This window comes from Streptomyces sp. CNS606, from assembly GCF_000426325.1.
Window position 1 is genome coordinate 1 of sequence record NZ_AUFD01000040.1, and the last position, 16,588, is coordinate 16,588.

At 74.9% G+C, this 16,588-nt stretch carries 1 protein-coding gene and 1 pseudogene; both read right to left on the reverse strand.

The window, feature by feature from the left end; translation table 11 throughout:
- On the reverse strand, positions 1-8,102 hold an 8,102-nt coding region (locus K304_RS33440; RefSeq protein ID WP_158687378.1), incomplete at its 3' end, for a type I polyketide synthase.
- 14 nt (positions 8,103-8,116) lie between these two features.
- Positions 8,117-16,564: pseudogene (locus K304_RS0119945) on the reverse strand (SDR family NAD(P)-dependent oxidoreductase); the annotation flags it as partial.
- Between the last annotated feature and the right edge of the window lie 24 nt (positions 16,565-16,588).

Below are 16,588 nucleotides of genomic sequence, written 5' to 3' on the forward strand. Positions count from 1 at the left end.
TCCATGCCCCGGCGGGAGACCAGCACCACACCCTCGGCACCACGCTCCAGCACCCACCGCGCGACCCGCGCGCCCAACGCGCCCGTGCCACCGGTCACCAGCACCGTCCCCGACGGCACCCACACCGGCTCCGCCTCCCGGGCAGGCGCAAGACGACGCCCCAGCACCGCGCCGCCGCGCACCGCGACCTGGTCCTCACCGGGAGCCGCGCCCGCCAGCACCTCCACCAGACGCCCGACCGCCAACGCGTCCGGCACCTCGGGAACGTCCACCAACCCGCCCCAGCGGCCCGGCTCCTCCAGCGCCACCACACGACCCAGACCCCAGACACCGGCCTGAACGGGGTGCGGGACCGCGTCACCGGGGCCGGCCGCGACCGCGCCGGACGTCACCGCCCAGAGGCGGGCGTCACTTCCGGCGTCGGCGAGTGCCTGCACCAGCAGCATCGTGGACGCCGGGCCGCCCTGCTCCGGCTCCTCCTGCCCGAGGAAGGAGACGACGTGCGCGCAGTGCCCGGCCTCGCGCAGCCGCTCGGCCAGCGGGGCGCGTTCCAGGTCTGCCGCGGTGAGACGCATCGAGGCCGGCTGTGCGCCGCGTCGCGCCAGTTCCTCGCCCAGCGCGGCGGCCCACGGGTCGTCCGAGCCGTCGCGTTCGACGATCAGCCAGTCGCCCGAGACGACCGTGCCCGCCGTGAGGCCGACCGGCGACCAGGAGACCTCGTAGCGCAGCCGGTCCACGGCCGCGCGTTCCTGCCGTCGCTGCTGCCAGGCGGAGAGCGCCGGAAGGGTGTCCCGCAGCGGCGCTTCCAGGTCGATGCCGAACTCGGCGGCGAAGCGTTCCGCGTCGGCGGACTCGACGGCCTCCCAGAAGGTGCCGTCCGCCCCGCCGACGGCAGGGGCCGCCACGGGGAACTGCGGCCAGTAACGCTGACGCTGGAAGGCGTAGGTGGGCAGCGCGGTGGCGTGCGCGCCGGCGGGGGCGAAGAACGCCGCCCAGTCGACGGTGCCGCCGTGCGCCCAGAAGCGGGCCAGAGCGGTCACGGCCGTACGCGGTTCGGGCTTCTCACGGCGCAGCAGGGCCACCGCGACAGCGCCGTCCTCGCAGGTCTCGCCGATCGCACCGACCAGGCTCGCGTCGGGGCCGAGTTCCAGGAACCGGGACACGCCCAGTGCCCGGGCGCGGGCGGTGGCGTCCGCGAAGCGGACGGTGCCGCGCACCTGGTCGGCCCAGTAGTCGGCGGTGAACTCCTCGACCAGGTCGCCGGTGAGAGTGGAGACGATCGGCACGTCGGGGCGCCGGAAGGCCGTCCCCGCGGCGGCGCGGCGGAACGCGTCGAGCATGGGGTCCATCAGGACGGAGTGGAAGGCGTGGCTGACCTCCAGCCACCGGCCGTCCAGGTCCGGCAGCGCCCCGGCGACCTGTTCGACGGCCTCGCGGGCGCCGGAGACGACGACCTGGCCCGGCGCGTTCACCGCGGCGACCGACACGCCCTCCACCAGGTGCGGCTCGACCTCCTCCGGCGTGGCACGCACCGCCCACATCGCGCCGCCGTCGGGCAGCGCCTGCATCAACGACGCCCGCGCCTTCACCAGCGCACACGCGTCCGCCAGCGACAACACCCCCGCCACATGCGCGGCGGCCAGTTCACCCACCGAATGGCCCACGAGGTAGTCCGGCTTCACACCCCACGACGTGACCAGGCGGAACAGCGCCACCTCGACCGCGAACAGCGCGGGCTGCGCCCACCCGGTCTGTCGCAGCACACCGTCGCCGTCCTCGAACATCACCTCGCGCAGCCCGTCGAAGTGCGCACACACCTCGTCCAGCGTCTCCGCGAACACCGGGAACGCCTCGGAGAGTTCACGCCCCATCCCCGCCCGCTGACCACCCTGCCCCGAGAACACGAAACCGGTGAGACCGTCCACGGGCTGGCCGGAGACGAGACCGGCGGCGGGTTCGCCCGCAGCCAGGGCGGCGAGGCCGCGGCGCAGTTCGGCCACGTCCTCACCCATCACGGCGGCGCGGTGGTCCAGGCCCGAGCGGGCCGTGGCCAGCGTCAGGCCCACATCCGCTCCCGGCCGTCCTTCGACGGCCGACAGCAGCCGTGCAGCCTGGGACGCCACGCCCCCGGCGGTCTTCGCGGAGACCAGCCAGGGAAGGACGGGCAGCTCCGCGGCCGGACCGTCGGCCGCGCTCTCCGCCTCGTCCGATGCCACAGCGGCGCCCTCGATGATGACGTGGGCGTTGGTGCCGCTGACGCCGAACGACGAGACGCCCGCGAGGCGGGGGCCGTCCGTGCCGGGCCAGTCGCGGGCGTCCGCGAGGAGCCGTACGGCGCCGCTCGACCAGTCCACGTGGGACGACGGCTCACCGATGTGCAGGGACTTCGGCAGCTTCTCGTGCCGCAGCGCGAGGATCATCTTCATCACGCCCGCGACGCCCGCCGCGGCCTGCGTGTGCCCGAGGTTGGACTTGACCGATCCCAGCCACAGCGGACGGTCCGCCTCCCGGTCCTGCCCGTACGTGGCGAGCAGGGCCTGCGCCTCGATCGGGTCGCCCAGCGAAGTGCCGGTGCCGTGCGCCTCGACGGCGTCCACCTCGGACGCCCGCACGCCCGCCTGGGCGAGCGCCTGCCGGATGACGCGCTGCTGGGACGGCCCGTTGGGGGCGGTCAGACCGTTGGACGCGCCGTCCTGGTTGACTGCCGAGCCGCGCACGGTCGCCAGGACGTGGTGACCGTTGCGGCGGGCGTCGGAGAGCCGTTCCAGCACCAGCACGCCGGCGCCCTCGCCCCAGCCGGTGCCGTCGGCGTCGTCGGAGAACGCCTTGCACCGGCCGTCACCCGCGAGCCCGCTCTGGGCGGCGAACTCGGCGAACGCGCCCGGCGTCGACATCACCGTCACGCCGCCCGCCAGGGCGAGGGAGCACTCGCCGGACCGCAGCGCGTGCGCCGCCTGGTGCAGCGCGACCAGGGATGCGGAGCACGCGGTGTCCACGGTGACCGCGGGGCCTTCGAGGCCGAGCACGTAGCTGACGCGGCCGGACAGCACGCTGCCGGAGTTGCCGGTGGCGCCGTAGCCCTCGACGGATTCGGCGGAGGCCGCGAGAAGGGCGCCGTAGTCCTGGCCGTTGGTGCCGACGAACACGCCGACGGGCGTTCCGCGCAGCGACAGCGGGGCGATGCCGGCACGTTCGAGCGAGTCCCAGGCCACCTCGAGCAGCATGCGCTGCTGCGGGTCCATGGCCAGTGCCTCACGCGGGGAGATGCCGAACAGACCGGCGTCGAAGTCGGTGGCTCCGTCGAGGAAGCCGCCGACCGGGACGAAGCCGGAGCCGAAGTGCGGGTCGAGTTCCCAGCCACGGTCGAGCGGGAAGGGGCCCATGGCGTCGACACCGTCGGCGAGCAGGGTCCACAGGCCGTCCGGGGAGTCCACACCACCCGGGAAGCGGCAGCCCATGCCCACCACGACCACGGGGTCGTCCCCCGTGACGACGGTGGCGGTGACCGGAGCCTCGGCGGAGTCGGCGATCTCTCCGGACAGTTCACCGAGGAGGTGGCCGGCGAGAGCTTCCACGGTCGGGTAGTCGAAGACGAGGGTGGAGGGCAGCTTCAGGCCGCTCGCGGCGGTCAGCGCGTTACGCAGTTCGACGGCGGTGAGCGAGTCGAAGCCCAGCTCACGGAAGGCCACGCCGAGTTCGACGGCCGAGGGGTCGGCGAAGCCGAGGACGGCGGCGACCTGGCCGCGCACCAGCTCGGTCACCGTCGACCGGCGGGCGGTGGCCGAGGCACCGGCCAGCCGTTCCGCCAGACCGCCTGCGGCGCGGGGAGCGGCCGGCGCGGCGGCGGCAGGCGCCAGCTCCGCCCACAGGGTGTTGGGACGGAGTGCCGTCGCGGCGGGGACGAACGTCGTCCAGTCGACGTCGGCGACGGTCACGCAGCCGGAGACGGAGTCCAGCAGCCCGACGGCGATCTCGGGGTCGAGCGGGGTCAGACCGCCGCGCTCGGCACGGGCCTGCACCACGTCGTCGGCGGCCATGCCGCCCTCCGCCCACGGACCCCACGCCACCGACGCCGCCGGCAGACCCCGGGCCCGGCGGTGGTCGGCCAGCGCGTCCAGCGCCGCGTTGGCGGCCGCGTACGAGCCCTGCCCGGCACCGCCCCACACACCGGCCGCGGAGGAGAACAGCACGAACGCGTCCAGCTCCCGGCCCCCGGCCGCACGGTGCAGATTCCAGGCCGCGCCCGCCTTACCGGACCACACACCCGCCAACCGGTCGGCGGTCAGACCGTCCACCACACCGTCGTCCAGCGCACCGGCACAGTGCACGACCGCCGACACTTCGAAACGGCCGAACAGGTCTGCCACCTCCGCGGCAGAACCCACATCGCAGGCGACGACGTCCACGCCGCCCAGCGGCGTCAGCTCGTCGCGCAACTCAGCCGCACCCGGGGCGTCCATGCCCCGGCGGGAGACCAGCACCACACCCTCGGCACCACGCTCCAGCACCCACCGCGCGACCCGCGCGCCCAACGCGCCCGTGCCACCGGTGACCAGCACCGTCCCCGACGGCGCCCACACCGGCTCCGCGTGGCGGGCGGGCGCAAGACGACGGCCCAGCACCGCGCTGCCGCGCACCGCGAGCTGATCCTCCTCGCCCGCACCTCCGGCCAGCACTTCCACCAGACGCCCGACCGCACCCTTGTCCGGTACGTCGGGAACGTCCACCAACCCGCCCCAGCGGTCGGGCTCCTCCAGCGCCACCACACGGCCGAGGCCCCAGACGCCGGCCCGTACCGGATGCGTCACCGTCTCCCCGGGACCGCCGGCGACCGCGCCGGAGGTCACCGCCCAGAGGCGGGCGCCGCTTCCGGCGTCCGCGAGCGCCTGCACCAGCACCATGGTGGACGCCGGGCCCCGCTGCTCCGACTCGTCCTGGCCGAGGAACGACACCACGCGTCCGCAGTCCGCGAACGCGCCGAGCCGGTCTGCGAGTTCACCGCGCGACGTGGTGCCGGTGGCCACGTCCAGCCGGCTCACCTGGGCGCCGCGGGCTGCGAGGGCGTCGGCCAGGGCGTCGGCCCACGGCTCTTCCGGCCCCTGCGCCTGCACGATCAGCCAGCCGCCGGAGACGTCCCCGGCCTCCTCGGTGACCACCGACTGCCAGGTGATCTCGTAGCGGAGGCGGTCGACCTCGGCGCGTGCGCGGCGCTGCTTCTGCCACGCGGACAGGGCGGGCAGGGTCTCGCGCAGGGAGGATTCGGCGCCGAGGCCCAGTTCGGCCGCGAACGACTCGGCGTCCGCGTTCTCGAGCGCGTTCCACAGCTCCGCGTCCGCCGGGTGACCGGCTGCGCGGGACGTGTGCTGAGCGCCTTCGGGGTTCTCCATCCAGTAGCGGTCGCGGGCGAAGGGGTAGGTGGGCAGTTCGACGGTCCGGGCGCCGGACGGGGCGAAAAACGCGTCCCAGTCCACGCGAAGGCCGTGCGTCCAGAGCCGGGAGACGGCGGCGAGGGCGGCCTGTGCCTCCGGCTTGTCGCGGTGCAGGGCGGCCACGGCGAGGACCTCGTCCTCGCAGGTCTCGCCGATCGCACCGACCAGGCTCGCGTCCGGACCCAGTTCGATGCAGCGGGTGACCCCGTCGGCGCGGAGGCGTGCCGTGGCGTCCGCGAAGCGGACCGTGCCGCGCACCTGGTCCACCCAGTAGTCGGCGGTGAACTCCCGTACACGCTCACCGGTCAGGGTGGAGACGAGCGGGGTCTTCGCCGGGTGGAAGGAGATGCCTGCCGCGACGCGGCGGAAGTCCTCCAGCATCGGGTCCATCAGCACGGAGTGGAAGGCGTGACTGACCTCCAGCCACCGCGACTGCCGCCCCTCCCCCAGCACGGCCGCCACCTGCTCCACGGCTTCCCGGGCGCCGGAGACCACGACCTGGCCGGGGGCGTTCACCGCGGCGACCGACACGCCCTCCACCAGGTGCGGCTCGACCTCCTCAGCCGTGGCACGCACCGCCCACATCGCGCCGCCGTCGGGCAGCGCCTGCATCAACGACGCCCGCGCCTTCACCAGCGCACACGCGTCCTCCAGCGACAGCACCCCCGCCACATGCGCGGCCGCCAGTTCACCCACCGAATGCCCCACCAGATAGTCCGGCTTCACACCCCACGACGTGACCAGGCGGAACAGCGCCACCTCCACCGCGAACAACGCCGGCTGCGCCCACCCCGTCTGCCGCAGCACACCGTCGCCGTCCTCGAACATCACCTCACGCAGCCCGTCGAAGTGCGCACACACCTCGTCCAGCGCCTCCGCGAACACCGGGAACACCTCGGAGAGCTCACGCCCCATCCCCGCCCGCTGACCACCCTGCCCCGAGAACACGAACGCCGTACGCCCGCGCGCACGGCCGCCGCCGCGTGCCGCGGTCCCCCGGACCACGTGCGGGGACGGCTTGTCCCCCGCGAGGGCGTCGAGTTGAGCGAGTGCGGAGTCCGTGTCGGTCGCGAGCACGACGGCGCGCTGTTCGAACACGGCGCGGTGGGTGGCCAGGGTGCGGCCGACGGCCGCGGGCGCGGTGTCCGGCCGGGCGGCGAGGGAGGTGCGCAGACGTGCGGCGAGCCGGGGCAGGGCCTCGGGCTGCCGGGCGGTGAGCAGCCACGGAACGACCGGCGGTGAGACGGCGGCGCCGTTTTGCTCGGCCGGTTCCTCGGCCGGGGGCTCCTCGATGATCACGTGGGCGTTGGTGCCGCTGATGCCGAACGAGGACACACCGGCCCGCCGCGGGCGCTCGTCGGTACGGGCCCACGGGCGGGACTCCGCGAGCAGTTCCACCGCGCCCGCCGACCAGTCGACGTGGGTGGAGGGCGTGCCGACGTACAGGGACTTCGGCAGCTGTTCGTGCTGGAGGGCGAGGATCATCTTCATCACGCCCGCGACGCCCGCCGCGGCCTGCGTGTGCCCGAGGTTGGACTTGACCGATCCCAGCCACAGCGGACGGTCCGCCTCCCGGTCCTGCCCGTACGTGGCGAGCAGGGCGTGCGCCTCGATCGGGTCGCCCAGCGAAGTGCCGGTACCGTGCGCCTCGACGGCGTCCACCTCGGACGCCTTCAGCCCGGCGCCGGCCAGCGCCTGCGTGATGACACCCTGCTGGGAGGGGCCGTTGGGGACGGTGAGGCCGTTGGACGCACCGTCCTGGTTGATGGCGGAGCCCTTGACGACGGCGAGGACGCGGTGGCCGTGCTTGCGCGCCTCGGAGAGCTTGCCGAGCACGATCAGGCCGACGCCCTCGCTCCAGCCGGTGCCGTCGGCGTCGTCGGAGAACGCCTTGCACCGGCCGTCGGTGGCAAGGCCCTGCTGGCGGCTGAACTCCAGGAACATGCCGGGCGTCGACATGACGGTGACGCCGCCGACGAGGGCGAGGGAGCAGTCGCCGGAGCGCAGCGCCTGCACGGCCATGTGGAGGGCGACCAGCGACGACGAGCAGGCGGTGTCGATGGTGGCCGCCGGGCCCTTCAACCCGAGCGTGTAGGCGATGCGGCCGGAGGCGACGGCCATGGAGTTGCCGGTGAGCATGTAGCCCTCGACGCCCTCGGGGAGGGCGGTGAGGTGGGTGCCGTAGCCGGTGGAGGCAGCGCCGACGAAGACGCCGGTGTCGGTGTTCTTCAAGCCGTGCGGGTCGATGCCCGCGTGCTCGAACGCCTCCCAGGACGCCTGGAGCAGCATGCGCTGCTGCGGGTCCATCGCCATGGCCTCGCGGGGGCTCATGCCGAAGAAGCCGGCGTCGAAGGTGGTGGCGTCGTGCACGAAGCCGCCGACCCGGGTGTAGCTGGTGCCGGCCTGCGTGTGGTCGGCGTTGTAGAGCGCCTCCAGGTCCCAGCCGCGGTCGACGGGGAAGGCACCCATGCCGTCGCCGCCGTCGGCGAGGAGCTGCCACAGGTCCTCCGGCGTGCGCACGTCGCCGGGGAAGCGGCAGCTCATCCCGATGACGGCGATGGGCTCGTTGTTCGCGGCCTCCAGGTCGCGCAGCCGCCGGTGCGCCTGGCGGAGGTCGCCGGTGACCTTCTTGAGGTAGTCGAGCAGCTTCTGCTCGCCGTCGGAGTTGCCCACAACCTTGTCCTCGCTCAAGACGTGCCGCCGAACTCGCCGTCGATCAGCTTGAAGAGTTCGTCGGCCGTCGCCGATTCCAGTTCGTCGTCCTCGTCGCCGTGGTCCGCCGCCTCGGGGGCGGTGGTGGCCGGCGTGGCGTGCGCGGACCACTTGGCCGCCAGCGCGCCGAGGCGCTCCCCGACCGCCCCGTTCACGCCGCCGCCTGCGGCCAGGTGGTCGAGCAGCTTCTCCAGCCGGGCGATCTCGTCCAGCGCCGAGGCGTCCGTCGCGGTCGCCGCTGCACCCGCCCCTTCGCCCGCCGGGCCGGCCGTTCCCTCGCCGTCGCCGTCCCCGTCGCCCGGGTCGAGCGCGGCGCACACGTACTCGGCGAGCGCCACGGGCGTCGGGTAGTCGAAGATCAGCGTGGCCGGGAGCCGGCTGCCGGTGAGGGAGTTCATCCGGTTGCGCAGCTCGATGGCGGTCAGGGAGTCGAAGCCCGCGTCGTTGAAGGCCTGTTCGGGATCGACCTCGTCGGCCGAGCCGTGTCCGAGGACGGCGGCGGCCTCGGCGCAGACCAGGTCCACCAGGTGGTCGACCCGTTCGTCGGCGGGCAGTGCGCCCAGGGTGCGGCGCAGGTCCGCGGTGTCCGGCTGCGCCGCCGCGGGGGCGGAGGCGGCCGTGCGGCGGGTGGACGTACCGGCGAGGGCGCGCAGCAGCGGCGGCACGGGGCCGTCGCCGCCCGCGGCGGAGCCGGCGTCGAACCGCATGGGGAGCACCGCGGCCCGGTCTGCGCGGAGCGCGAAGTCGAGCAGCGCCATGCCCTGCTGTTCGCCGAGCGGCCGGAGGCCGGCCTGCGCCATGCGGGCGAAGTCGGTCTCGGTGAGGTGACCGGTCATGCCGCGGTCGGCGACCCACGGTCCCCAGGCCAGCGCCACGGCGGGGGTGCCGCGGTGGCGTGCCCAGCGGGCGAACTCGTCGACGAAGGCGTTGGCCGCCGCGTAGTTGCCCTGTCCGGCGCCGCCGAAGGTGCCGGCGGCTCCGGAGAAGAGCACGAAGGCGGCCAGGTCGGCGTCGCGGGTGAGGGTGTACAGGTTGAGCGCGGCGTCCATCTTGGGCCGCAGGGTGGTGTCCATCCGGCCGGGGTCGAGGGCGGAGAGGACCCCGTCGTCGACGACTCCGGCGACGTGCACCACGGCGGTGAGCGGGTGGTCGGCGGGGACGCGGCCCAGGGTGGCGCGCAGCGCGTCCCGGTCGGCGGCGTCGCACGCGGCGAGGGTGACGGTGGCGCCGAGCGCGGCGAGTTCGTCACGGAACGCGGCCGCCCCCTCGGCCGCCTCACCGCGCCTGCTGGTGAGCAGCAGGTGGCGGGCGCCGTGCTGCTGCACCAGGTGGCGGGCGACGTAGCGGCCGAGGCCGCCGGTGCCGCCGGTGACCAGGACGGTGCCGTCCGGGTCGATCGGCTTCGGCATGCTGAGCACGACCTTGCCGATGTGCTTGGCCTGCTGCACGTACCGGTACGCCTCGGGGGCTCGGCGGACGTCCCACGTCTTCGTCGGCAGCGGGGTGAGGGCGCCCTCGTCGATGAGGCGGAGCACCTCTGCCAGCATCTCCCCGATGCGTTCGGCCCCGGCCTCGACGAGGTCGAAGGCGTGGTAGCCGACGCCGGGGTGGTGCTCCTCGACGGCCTCGGGCGTGCGGACGTCGGTCTTGCCCATCTCCAGGAAGCGGCCTCCGGTGGTGAGGAGGCGCAGCGACGCGTCGACGTACTCCCCGGCGAGGGAGTTGAGGACGACGTCCACACGGCCGCCCTCGGCCACGGCCCGGAACCGGTCCTCGAAGCCGAGGTCGCGGGAGGAGGCGATGTGGTCGTCGGCGAGGCCCTGGGCGCGCAGGGTGTCCTGCTTGGGTGCGCTCGCGGTGCCGAACACGTCGGCGCCGAGGTGGCGTGCGATCTGGGTGGCGGCCATGCCGACGCCGCCCGCGGCGGCGTGCACCAGCACCGACTCGCCGGGCCGCAGCTTGGCGAGCTCGACCAGGCCGTAGTAGGCGGTGAGGAACACGATCGGCGCGGACGCGGCCTGTTCGAAGGACCAGTCGTCCGGCATCCGGGCGATCATGCGGTGGTCGGCGACGGACACCGGGCCGAACGCCTTGCCGAACATGCCCAGGACGCGGTCCCCCGGCCGGAAGCCGGTGACGTCCGGGCCGACCTCGGTGATGACGCCCGCTCCCTCGACGCCCATCGGGCCGGGGTCGCCGGGGTACATGTCGAGGGCGTTGAGCACGTCGCGGAAGTTGAGGCCGGCGGCCCGTACGGACACCCGCACCTGCTCGGGTGCGAGCGGTGCGTGCAGCTCGTCGTCGGGGGCGAGGGTGAGGTGGGCCAGCGAGCCGCGGCCGGTGGTGTCCAGACGCCAGGTGCCGGTGTCGGCGGGCGGGAGCAGCGCTCCGCCGTCCGAGGCACCGGTCAGCCGCGTCAGGCGGGCGGCACGGACCGTGCCGCCGCGGACGGCGACCTGGGTCTCGTCGGAGGCCAGGACACCCGGCAGCAGGGCGGCGGCCCGGGTGGCGTCGTCGAGGTCGACGAGCCGGAACCGGCCGGGCTCCTCGGTCTGCGCGGACCGTACGAGGCCCCACACGGTGGCGGCGGCCGGGTCGGCGAGCCCTTCGGCCTCGTCGGGGGCGACGGCGCCGCGGGTGACGAACACCAGCTCGCTGCGCCCGTACCGGCTGTCGGCCAGCCACTGCTGGAGCAGCGCCAGCACGTCGTGCGCCAGCCGCCGTGCCGCGCCGGCCATGGCGTCCGGGTCCGGGTCGTCCCCGGTGACACCGGCGCAGGGCACCAGCACCACGGCGGGGGCGTCGGACGCGCCGAGCGCGGCGAGGTCCGCGACGGGACGGGCGCCCAGGGCGTCGGTCAGGCCGAGGCTGTCGGCGCCCAGCACGGCCCAGGCCGCGGTGTCGGTCGCGCCGTCCCCGCCGACCTGGGCCGGGGACCAGTCGAGCTGGAACATCGCGTCGGGGTAGGCGTTTCCGGCCGGGCGCAGCTGCGCGGCGGAGACCTGCCGCATGGCCAGCGACTCCACGGCGGCGACCGGGCGGCCGGTGCCGTCGGCGATGTCCATGCTCAGCGCGTCCGGGCCGGACTGGGCCAGCCGTACCCGCAGCGCGGACGCGCCGGAGGCGTACAGCGAGACGCCGGACCAGGAGAACGGCAGCCTGCTCTCGCCGCTGCCGTCCAGGGCGATGAACGTCAGCGCCTGCACGGCCGCGTCGAGCAGCGGCGGGTGGATGCCGTAGCGGGCGGTCTCCGCGTCGAACTCGGCGGGCAGCGAGATCTCGGCGTACACGTCGTCGCCGGCCCGCCAGGCCTGGCGGAGTCCCCGGAAGGACGGGCCGTAGGTGAAGCCGCCCTGGAGGTACATGTCGTAGAAGCCGGAGACGTCGAGGGGTTCGGCGCCGGGCGGCGGCCAGGCGGCGAGGCCGTCCGGCTCCTGAGCCGCGGGGGCGTCGCCGAGGGTGCCGGTGGCGTGCAGCGTCCACGGGGTGCCGGGCGTGGCGCCCTCGGCCCGGGAGTGGATCTGCACGGTGCGCAGTCCGGAGGGGTCGGGGGCGCCGACGGCGAGCTGGAGCTGCACGGCGCCGTCCTGCGGCATCATCAGCGGCGCGGCGAGGGTGAGTTCCTCGACCTGGTCGCAGCCGACCTCGGCCGCCGCCCGCAGCGCCAGCTCCAGGAAGCCGGTGCCGGGGAAGAGGACCGTGCCCAGGACGTCGTGGTCGGCGATCCAGGCGTGGTCGCGCAGGCTGAGCCGGCTGGTGAAGAGGGTTCCGCCGTCACCGGCGAGGGTGACCGCGGCGCCCAGCAGCGGATGTCCGGCGTCGCTGAGCCCGGCGGCGGTGACGTCGCCGCGCGGGGCCACGGCCGGTTCCGGCCAGAACGACCGGTGCTGGAAGGCGTACGTGGGCAGGCCGGTGACGCGGGCCGGGGTGGGGGCGAAGAACGCCGCCCAGTCGACCGTGCCGCCGTGCGCCCACAGCCGGGCGAGGGCGGTGACGGTGGTCTCCGGTTCGAAGCGGTCGCGGCGCAGCAGGGCGACGGCGAGCGCGTCGTCGCTGGTCTCCTCCACGGCGCCGACGAGGGAGGCGTCCGGGCCGAGTTCGACGAACCGGGTGACGCCCTCGGCGGCGAGGCGTGCCGTGGCGTCCGCGAACCGGACGGTGCCGCGCAGCTGGTCCACCCAGTAGTCGGCGGTGAACTCCCGTACGGGTTCGCCGCTGAGGGTCGAGACGACGGGGATGCGGGGGCGTTCCATGGCGATGCCGGCGGCGGCCTTGCGGAAGTCCTCCAGCATCGGGTCCATCAGGGGGCTGTGGAAGGCGTGGCTGACCTCCAGCCACCGCGACTGCCGCCCTTCGGTCAGCACGGAGGCGACCTGCTCGACGGCCTCGCGGGCGCCGGAGACCACGACCTGGCCGGGGGCGTTGACGGCGGCGATCGACGCGCCGTCCACCAGGTGCGGTTCGACCTCGGCGGGCGTGGCGCGCACCGCCCACATGGCGCCGCCCTCGGGCAGCGCCTGCATCAGCGTGGCGCGGGCGGTGACCAGCGCGCAGGCGTCCGCAAGCGTCAGGACGCCGGCGACGTGCGCGGCGGCCAGCTCGCCGACGGAGTGGCCGGCGAGGTAGTCCGGGCGCAGGCCCCAGGACTCGGCCAGGCGGAACAGCGCCACCTCGACCGCGAAGAGCGCGGGCTGCGCCCAGCCGGTCTGCCGCAGCAGGCCGTCCGGGTCCTCGAACATCACCTCGCGCAGCGGGCGGTCGAGGACGGCGTCGAAGTGGGCGCACACCTCGTGCAGCGCGTCGTCGAAGACGGGGAACGCCTGGCTGAGTTCGCGGCCCATTCCGGCGCGCTGGCCGCCCTGGCCGGAGAACACGAACGCGGTCAGGCCCTCGCCGGCGACGGCGTCGCGGACCAGGCCGGTGGCGTTCTCGCCGGTGGTCAGCGCCTCCAGCCCGGCGCGGAGTGCGGCGGTGTCGCCGCCGACGACCACCGCGCGGTGGTCGAGCGCCGCGCGGGTGGTGGCCAGGGAGAAGGCCATGTCGAGGGGGTCGGCACCGGAGCCGTCGGCGGCCGGGCCGGCGAGCAGCCTGCCCGCCTGCTCGGCGAGTCCGGCGGCGGTCTTGGCCGACACCGGCCACGGCAGGGCGGGAAGCGGCGTGCCCGTGCGGTCCGCGGCCTCCTCGGTGCTCTCTGCCGGGGCCTCCTCGATGATGACGTGGGCATTGGTGCCGCTGATGCCGAACGAGGACACGCCGGCGCGACGCGGCCGGTCGGTGCGCTCCCACGGGCGGGACTCCGCAAGGAGTTCCACGGCGCCCGCCGACCAGTCGATGTGGCTGGACGGTTCGGAGACGTGCAGGGACTTCGGCAACTTCTCGTGCCGCATGGCGAGCACCATCTTCATGACGCCCGCGACACCCGCCGCGGCCTGCGTGTGCCCGATGTTGGACTTCACCGAGCCGAGCCACAGCGGCGTGCCGGCGTCCCGGCCCTGCCCGTAGGTGGCGAGGAGGGCCTGGGCCTCGATCGGGTCGCCGAGCGAGGTGCCGGTGCCGTGCGCCTCGACGGCGTCGACGTCGGCGGGCGTGAGCCCGGCGGTCGCGAGGGCCTGCCGGATGACCCGCTGCTGGGAGGGGCCGTTGGGCGCGGTCAGGCCGTTGGACGCACCGTCCTGGTTGGTGGCGGAGCCGGTGACGAGGGCGAGCACGGTGTGGCCGTTGCGGCGGGCGTCGGAGAGGCGTTCCAGCACCAGCACGCCCACGCCCTCGGCCCATCCGGTGCCGTCGGCGTCGTCGGAGAACGCCTTGCAGCGGCCGTCGACGGCGAGGCCGTGCTGGCGGCTGAACTGCACGAACGGCGACGGGGTGGAGATGAGCGTGACGCCGCTGGCCAGCGCGAGCGAGCACTCGTCGGCGCGGAGCGCCTGCGCCGCCAGGTGCAGAGCGACCAGGGAGGAGGAGCAGGCCGTGTCGACGGTGACCGCCGGGCCCTCCAGCCCGAGGCTGTAGGCGATGCGTCCGGACAGCACGCTGGCGGCGTTGCCGGTCATGAAGTAGCCGTCCGCGCCCTGCGGCTGGGCCAGGAGCAGGCCGCCGTAGTCGGAGCCGTTGCTGCCGGCGAACATGCCGGTGCGGCTGCCTGCCAGGGACAGCGGGTCGATGCCGGAGCGCTCGGCCGCCTCCCACACGGCCTCCAGCAGCAGGCGCTGCTGCGGGTCCATGGAGAGCGCCTCGCGCGGGTTGACGCCGAACAGGGTGGAGTCGAAGTCGGCGATGCCGTCGACGAATCCGCCGTGCCGGGTGTAGGTGGTGCCGGCCTTGTCCTTGTCGTCGCTGTAGACGCCCTCGACGTCCCATCCGCGTTCGGCGGGGAAGTCGGAGATGGCGTCGACGCCTTCGGACAGCAGCCGCCAGAACGCCTCCGGCGAGCCGACGCCGCCGGGGAGGCGGCAGCTCATGCCGACGATGGCGATCGGGTCGTCGCCGGTCACGGCCGTTCCGGCGACGGGCGCGGCCGTGGTGGTCGCGGGGAGCTGTTCGGCGGAGGAGCCGACCAGTTCCGTGCGCAGGTGGCGCATCAGCGCCTGCGGCGTCGGGAAGTCGAAGATCAGCGTCGCCGGGAGACGCAGGCCGGTGACCATGCCGAGCCTGTTGCGCAGGTCGACGGCGGTCAGCGAGTCGAAGCCGATGGCGGAGAACACGGCACTGGACTCGACGTCGGACGGGGAGGCGAAGCCGAGGACTCCCGCCACGTGCTTGCGCACCAGATCCAGGAGTTCGCGGTCCCGCTCCGCCTCGGAGAGTCCGGCCAGGTGGGAGGCGAGCCCGTCGGGCGTGCCGGGCGTCCCGTCGTCGGCGACGGCGTCCAGGGCCTTGCGCGCCTCGGGGATCTGGTCGAGCAGCACGCTGCGGCGGGTGGCGGTGAACGCGGGCGCGTACTTCTCCCAGTCGATGCCGGCGACGGTCAGCGTCGGGTCGCCGTCGGCGACGGTCTGCTGGAGCACCGTCATCGCGGAGTCGGGCGCGAGGGAGTACACGCCGCCCTTGCGCTGCCGTGCCTCGACGGCGGCGCTGTCGGCCATGCCCGCGTCGGCCCACGGGCCCCAGGCGAGGGAGGTGGCGGCACGGCCGTGGGCGCGGCGGTGTTCGGCGACCGCGTCGAGTACGGCGTTGGCCGCGGCGTAGTTGGCCTGTCCGGGACCGCCCCAGATGCCGGCGGTGGAGGCGAACAGCACGAACGCGTCCAGGTCCAGGTCCGCGGTCAGCTCGTCCAGGATCAGCGCGGCCCCGGCCTTGGGCGCCATGACGCCGGCGATGCGGTCGGGGGTGAGCGCGTCGAGGATGCCGTCGTCCAGCACACCGGCCGCGTGGACCACGGCGGTGAGCGGCCGGTCGGCCGGGATCTCGGCCAGGACGGCGGCCACCTGCGCGCGGTCGGCGGTGTCGCAGGCCGCGACGGTGACGGCGGCGCCGCCCTCCTCCAGTTCACGGCGCAGGTCGTCGGCGCCGGGTGCGGCGGGTCCGCGACGGCTGGTCAGCACCACGTGGGCGGCGCCGTTGCCGACGGCCCAGCGGGCGACCCGGGCGCCCAGGGCACCCGTACCGCCCGTGATGAGGACGGTGCCGGACGGCGTCCACTGCGTGTCCGCGCCGGCCGGGCGCGGTGCGCGCACCAGGCGGCGGCCGAAGAGGCCGGACGCGCGCAGTGCGACCTGGTCCTCGTCGCCCGCGGCGACGGCGTCGACGAGCCGTCGGGCGGCGCGTGCGTCGGGCGTGCCGGGCACGTCGACCAGGCCGCCCCAGCGGTCCGGGTGCTCCAGCGCGGCGACGCGTCCGAGGCCCCAGACGGCGGCCTGGGCGGGTGCGGTGACGGCGTCCCAGCGGGCGACGGAGACGGCGCCGCTGGTCAGCGTCCACACGGGCGCGGTCAGTCCGGCGTCGCCGAGCGCCTGGAGCAGCACGGAGGTCAGGCCGGTGCCGAGGGGCAGGCCCGGGTGTCCGGCCGCGTCGCGGCCGTCCAGGGCGAGCAGCGAGACGACGCCCGCGAGTTCGCCGAACTCGCCCAGGGCCTGGGCCAGCGCGGCCCGGTCGAGGTGGCCGTCGTCCAAGTGGAGGCGGTGCGGGGTCCCGCCGCGCGCGGCGAGTTCACCGGCCACGGCCTCGGCCCAGGCTCCGGGGGTGTCACCGTCGTCGGTGGTGACGACGAGCCAGGCGCCCGTGGCGAGAGCAGTGCCCTCGGGGGAGAGCGGCGTCCAGGAGACGCGGTAGCGCCAGCCGTCGGTGGTGTTCTGCTCCTGCTGCTGCCGGTGCCACCCCGCAAGGGCCGGCATCAGCGGATCGAGGACGGAGGTGTCGGTGTCCAACGTCGTCGCCAGCGCTGCGGCGTCGCCGCGCTCGACGGCCGCCCAGAACTCCGCGTCCACGACACTGCCGCCACCCTCGGAACC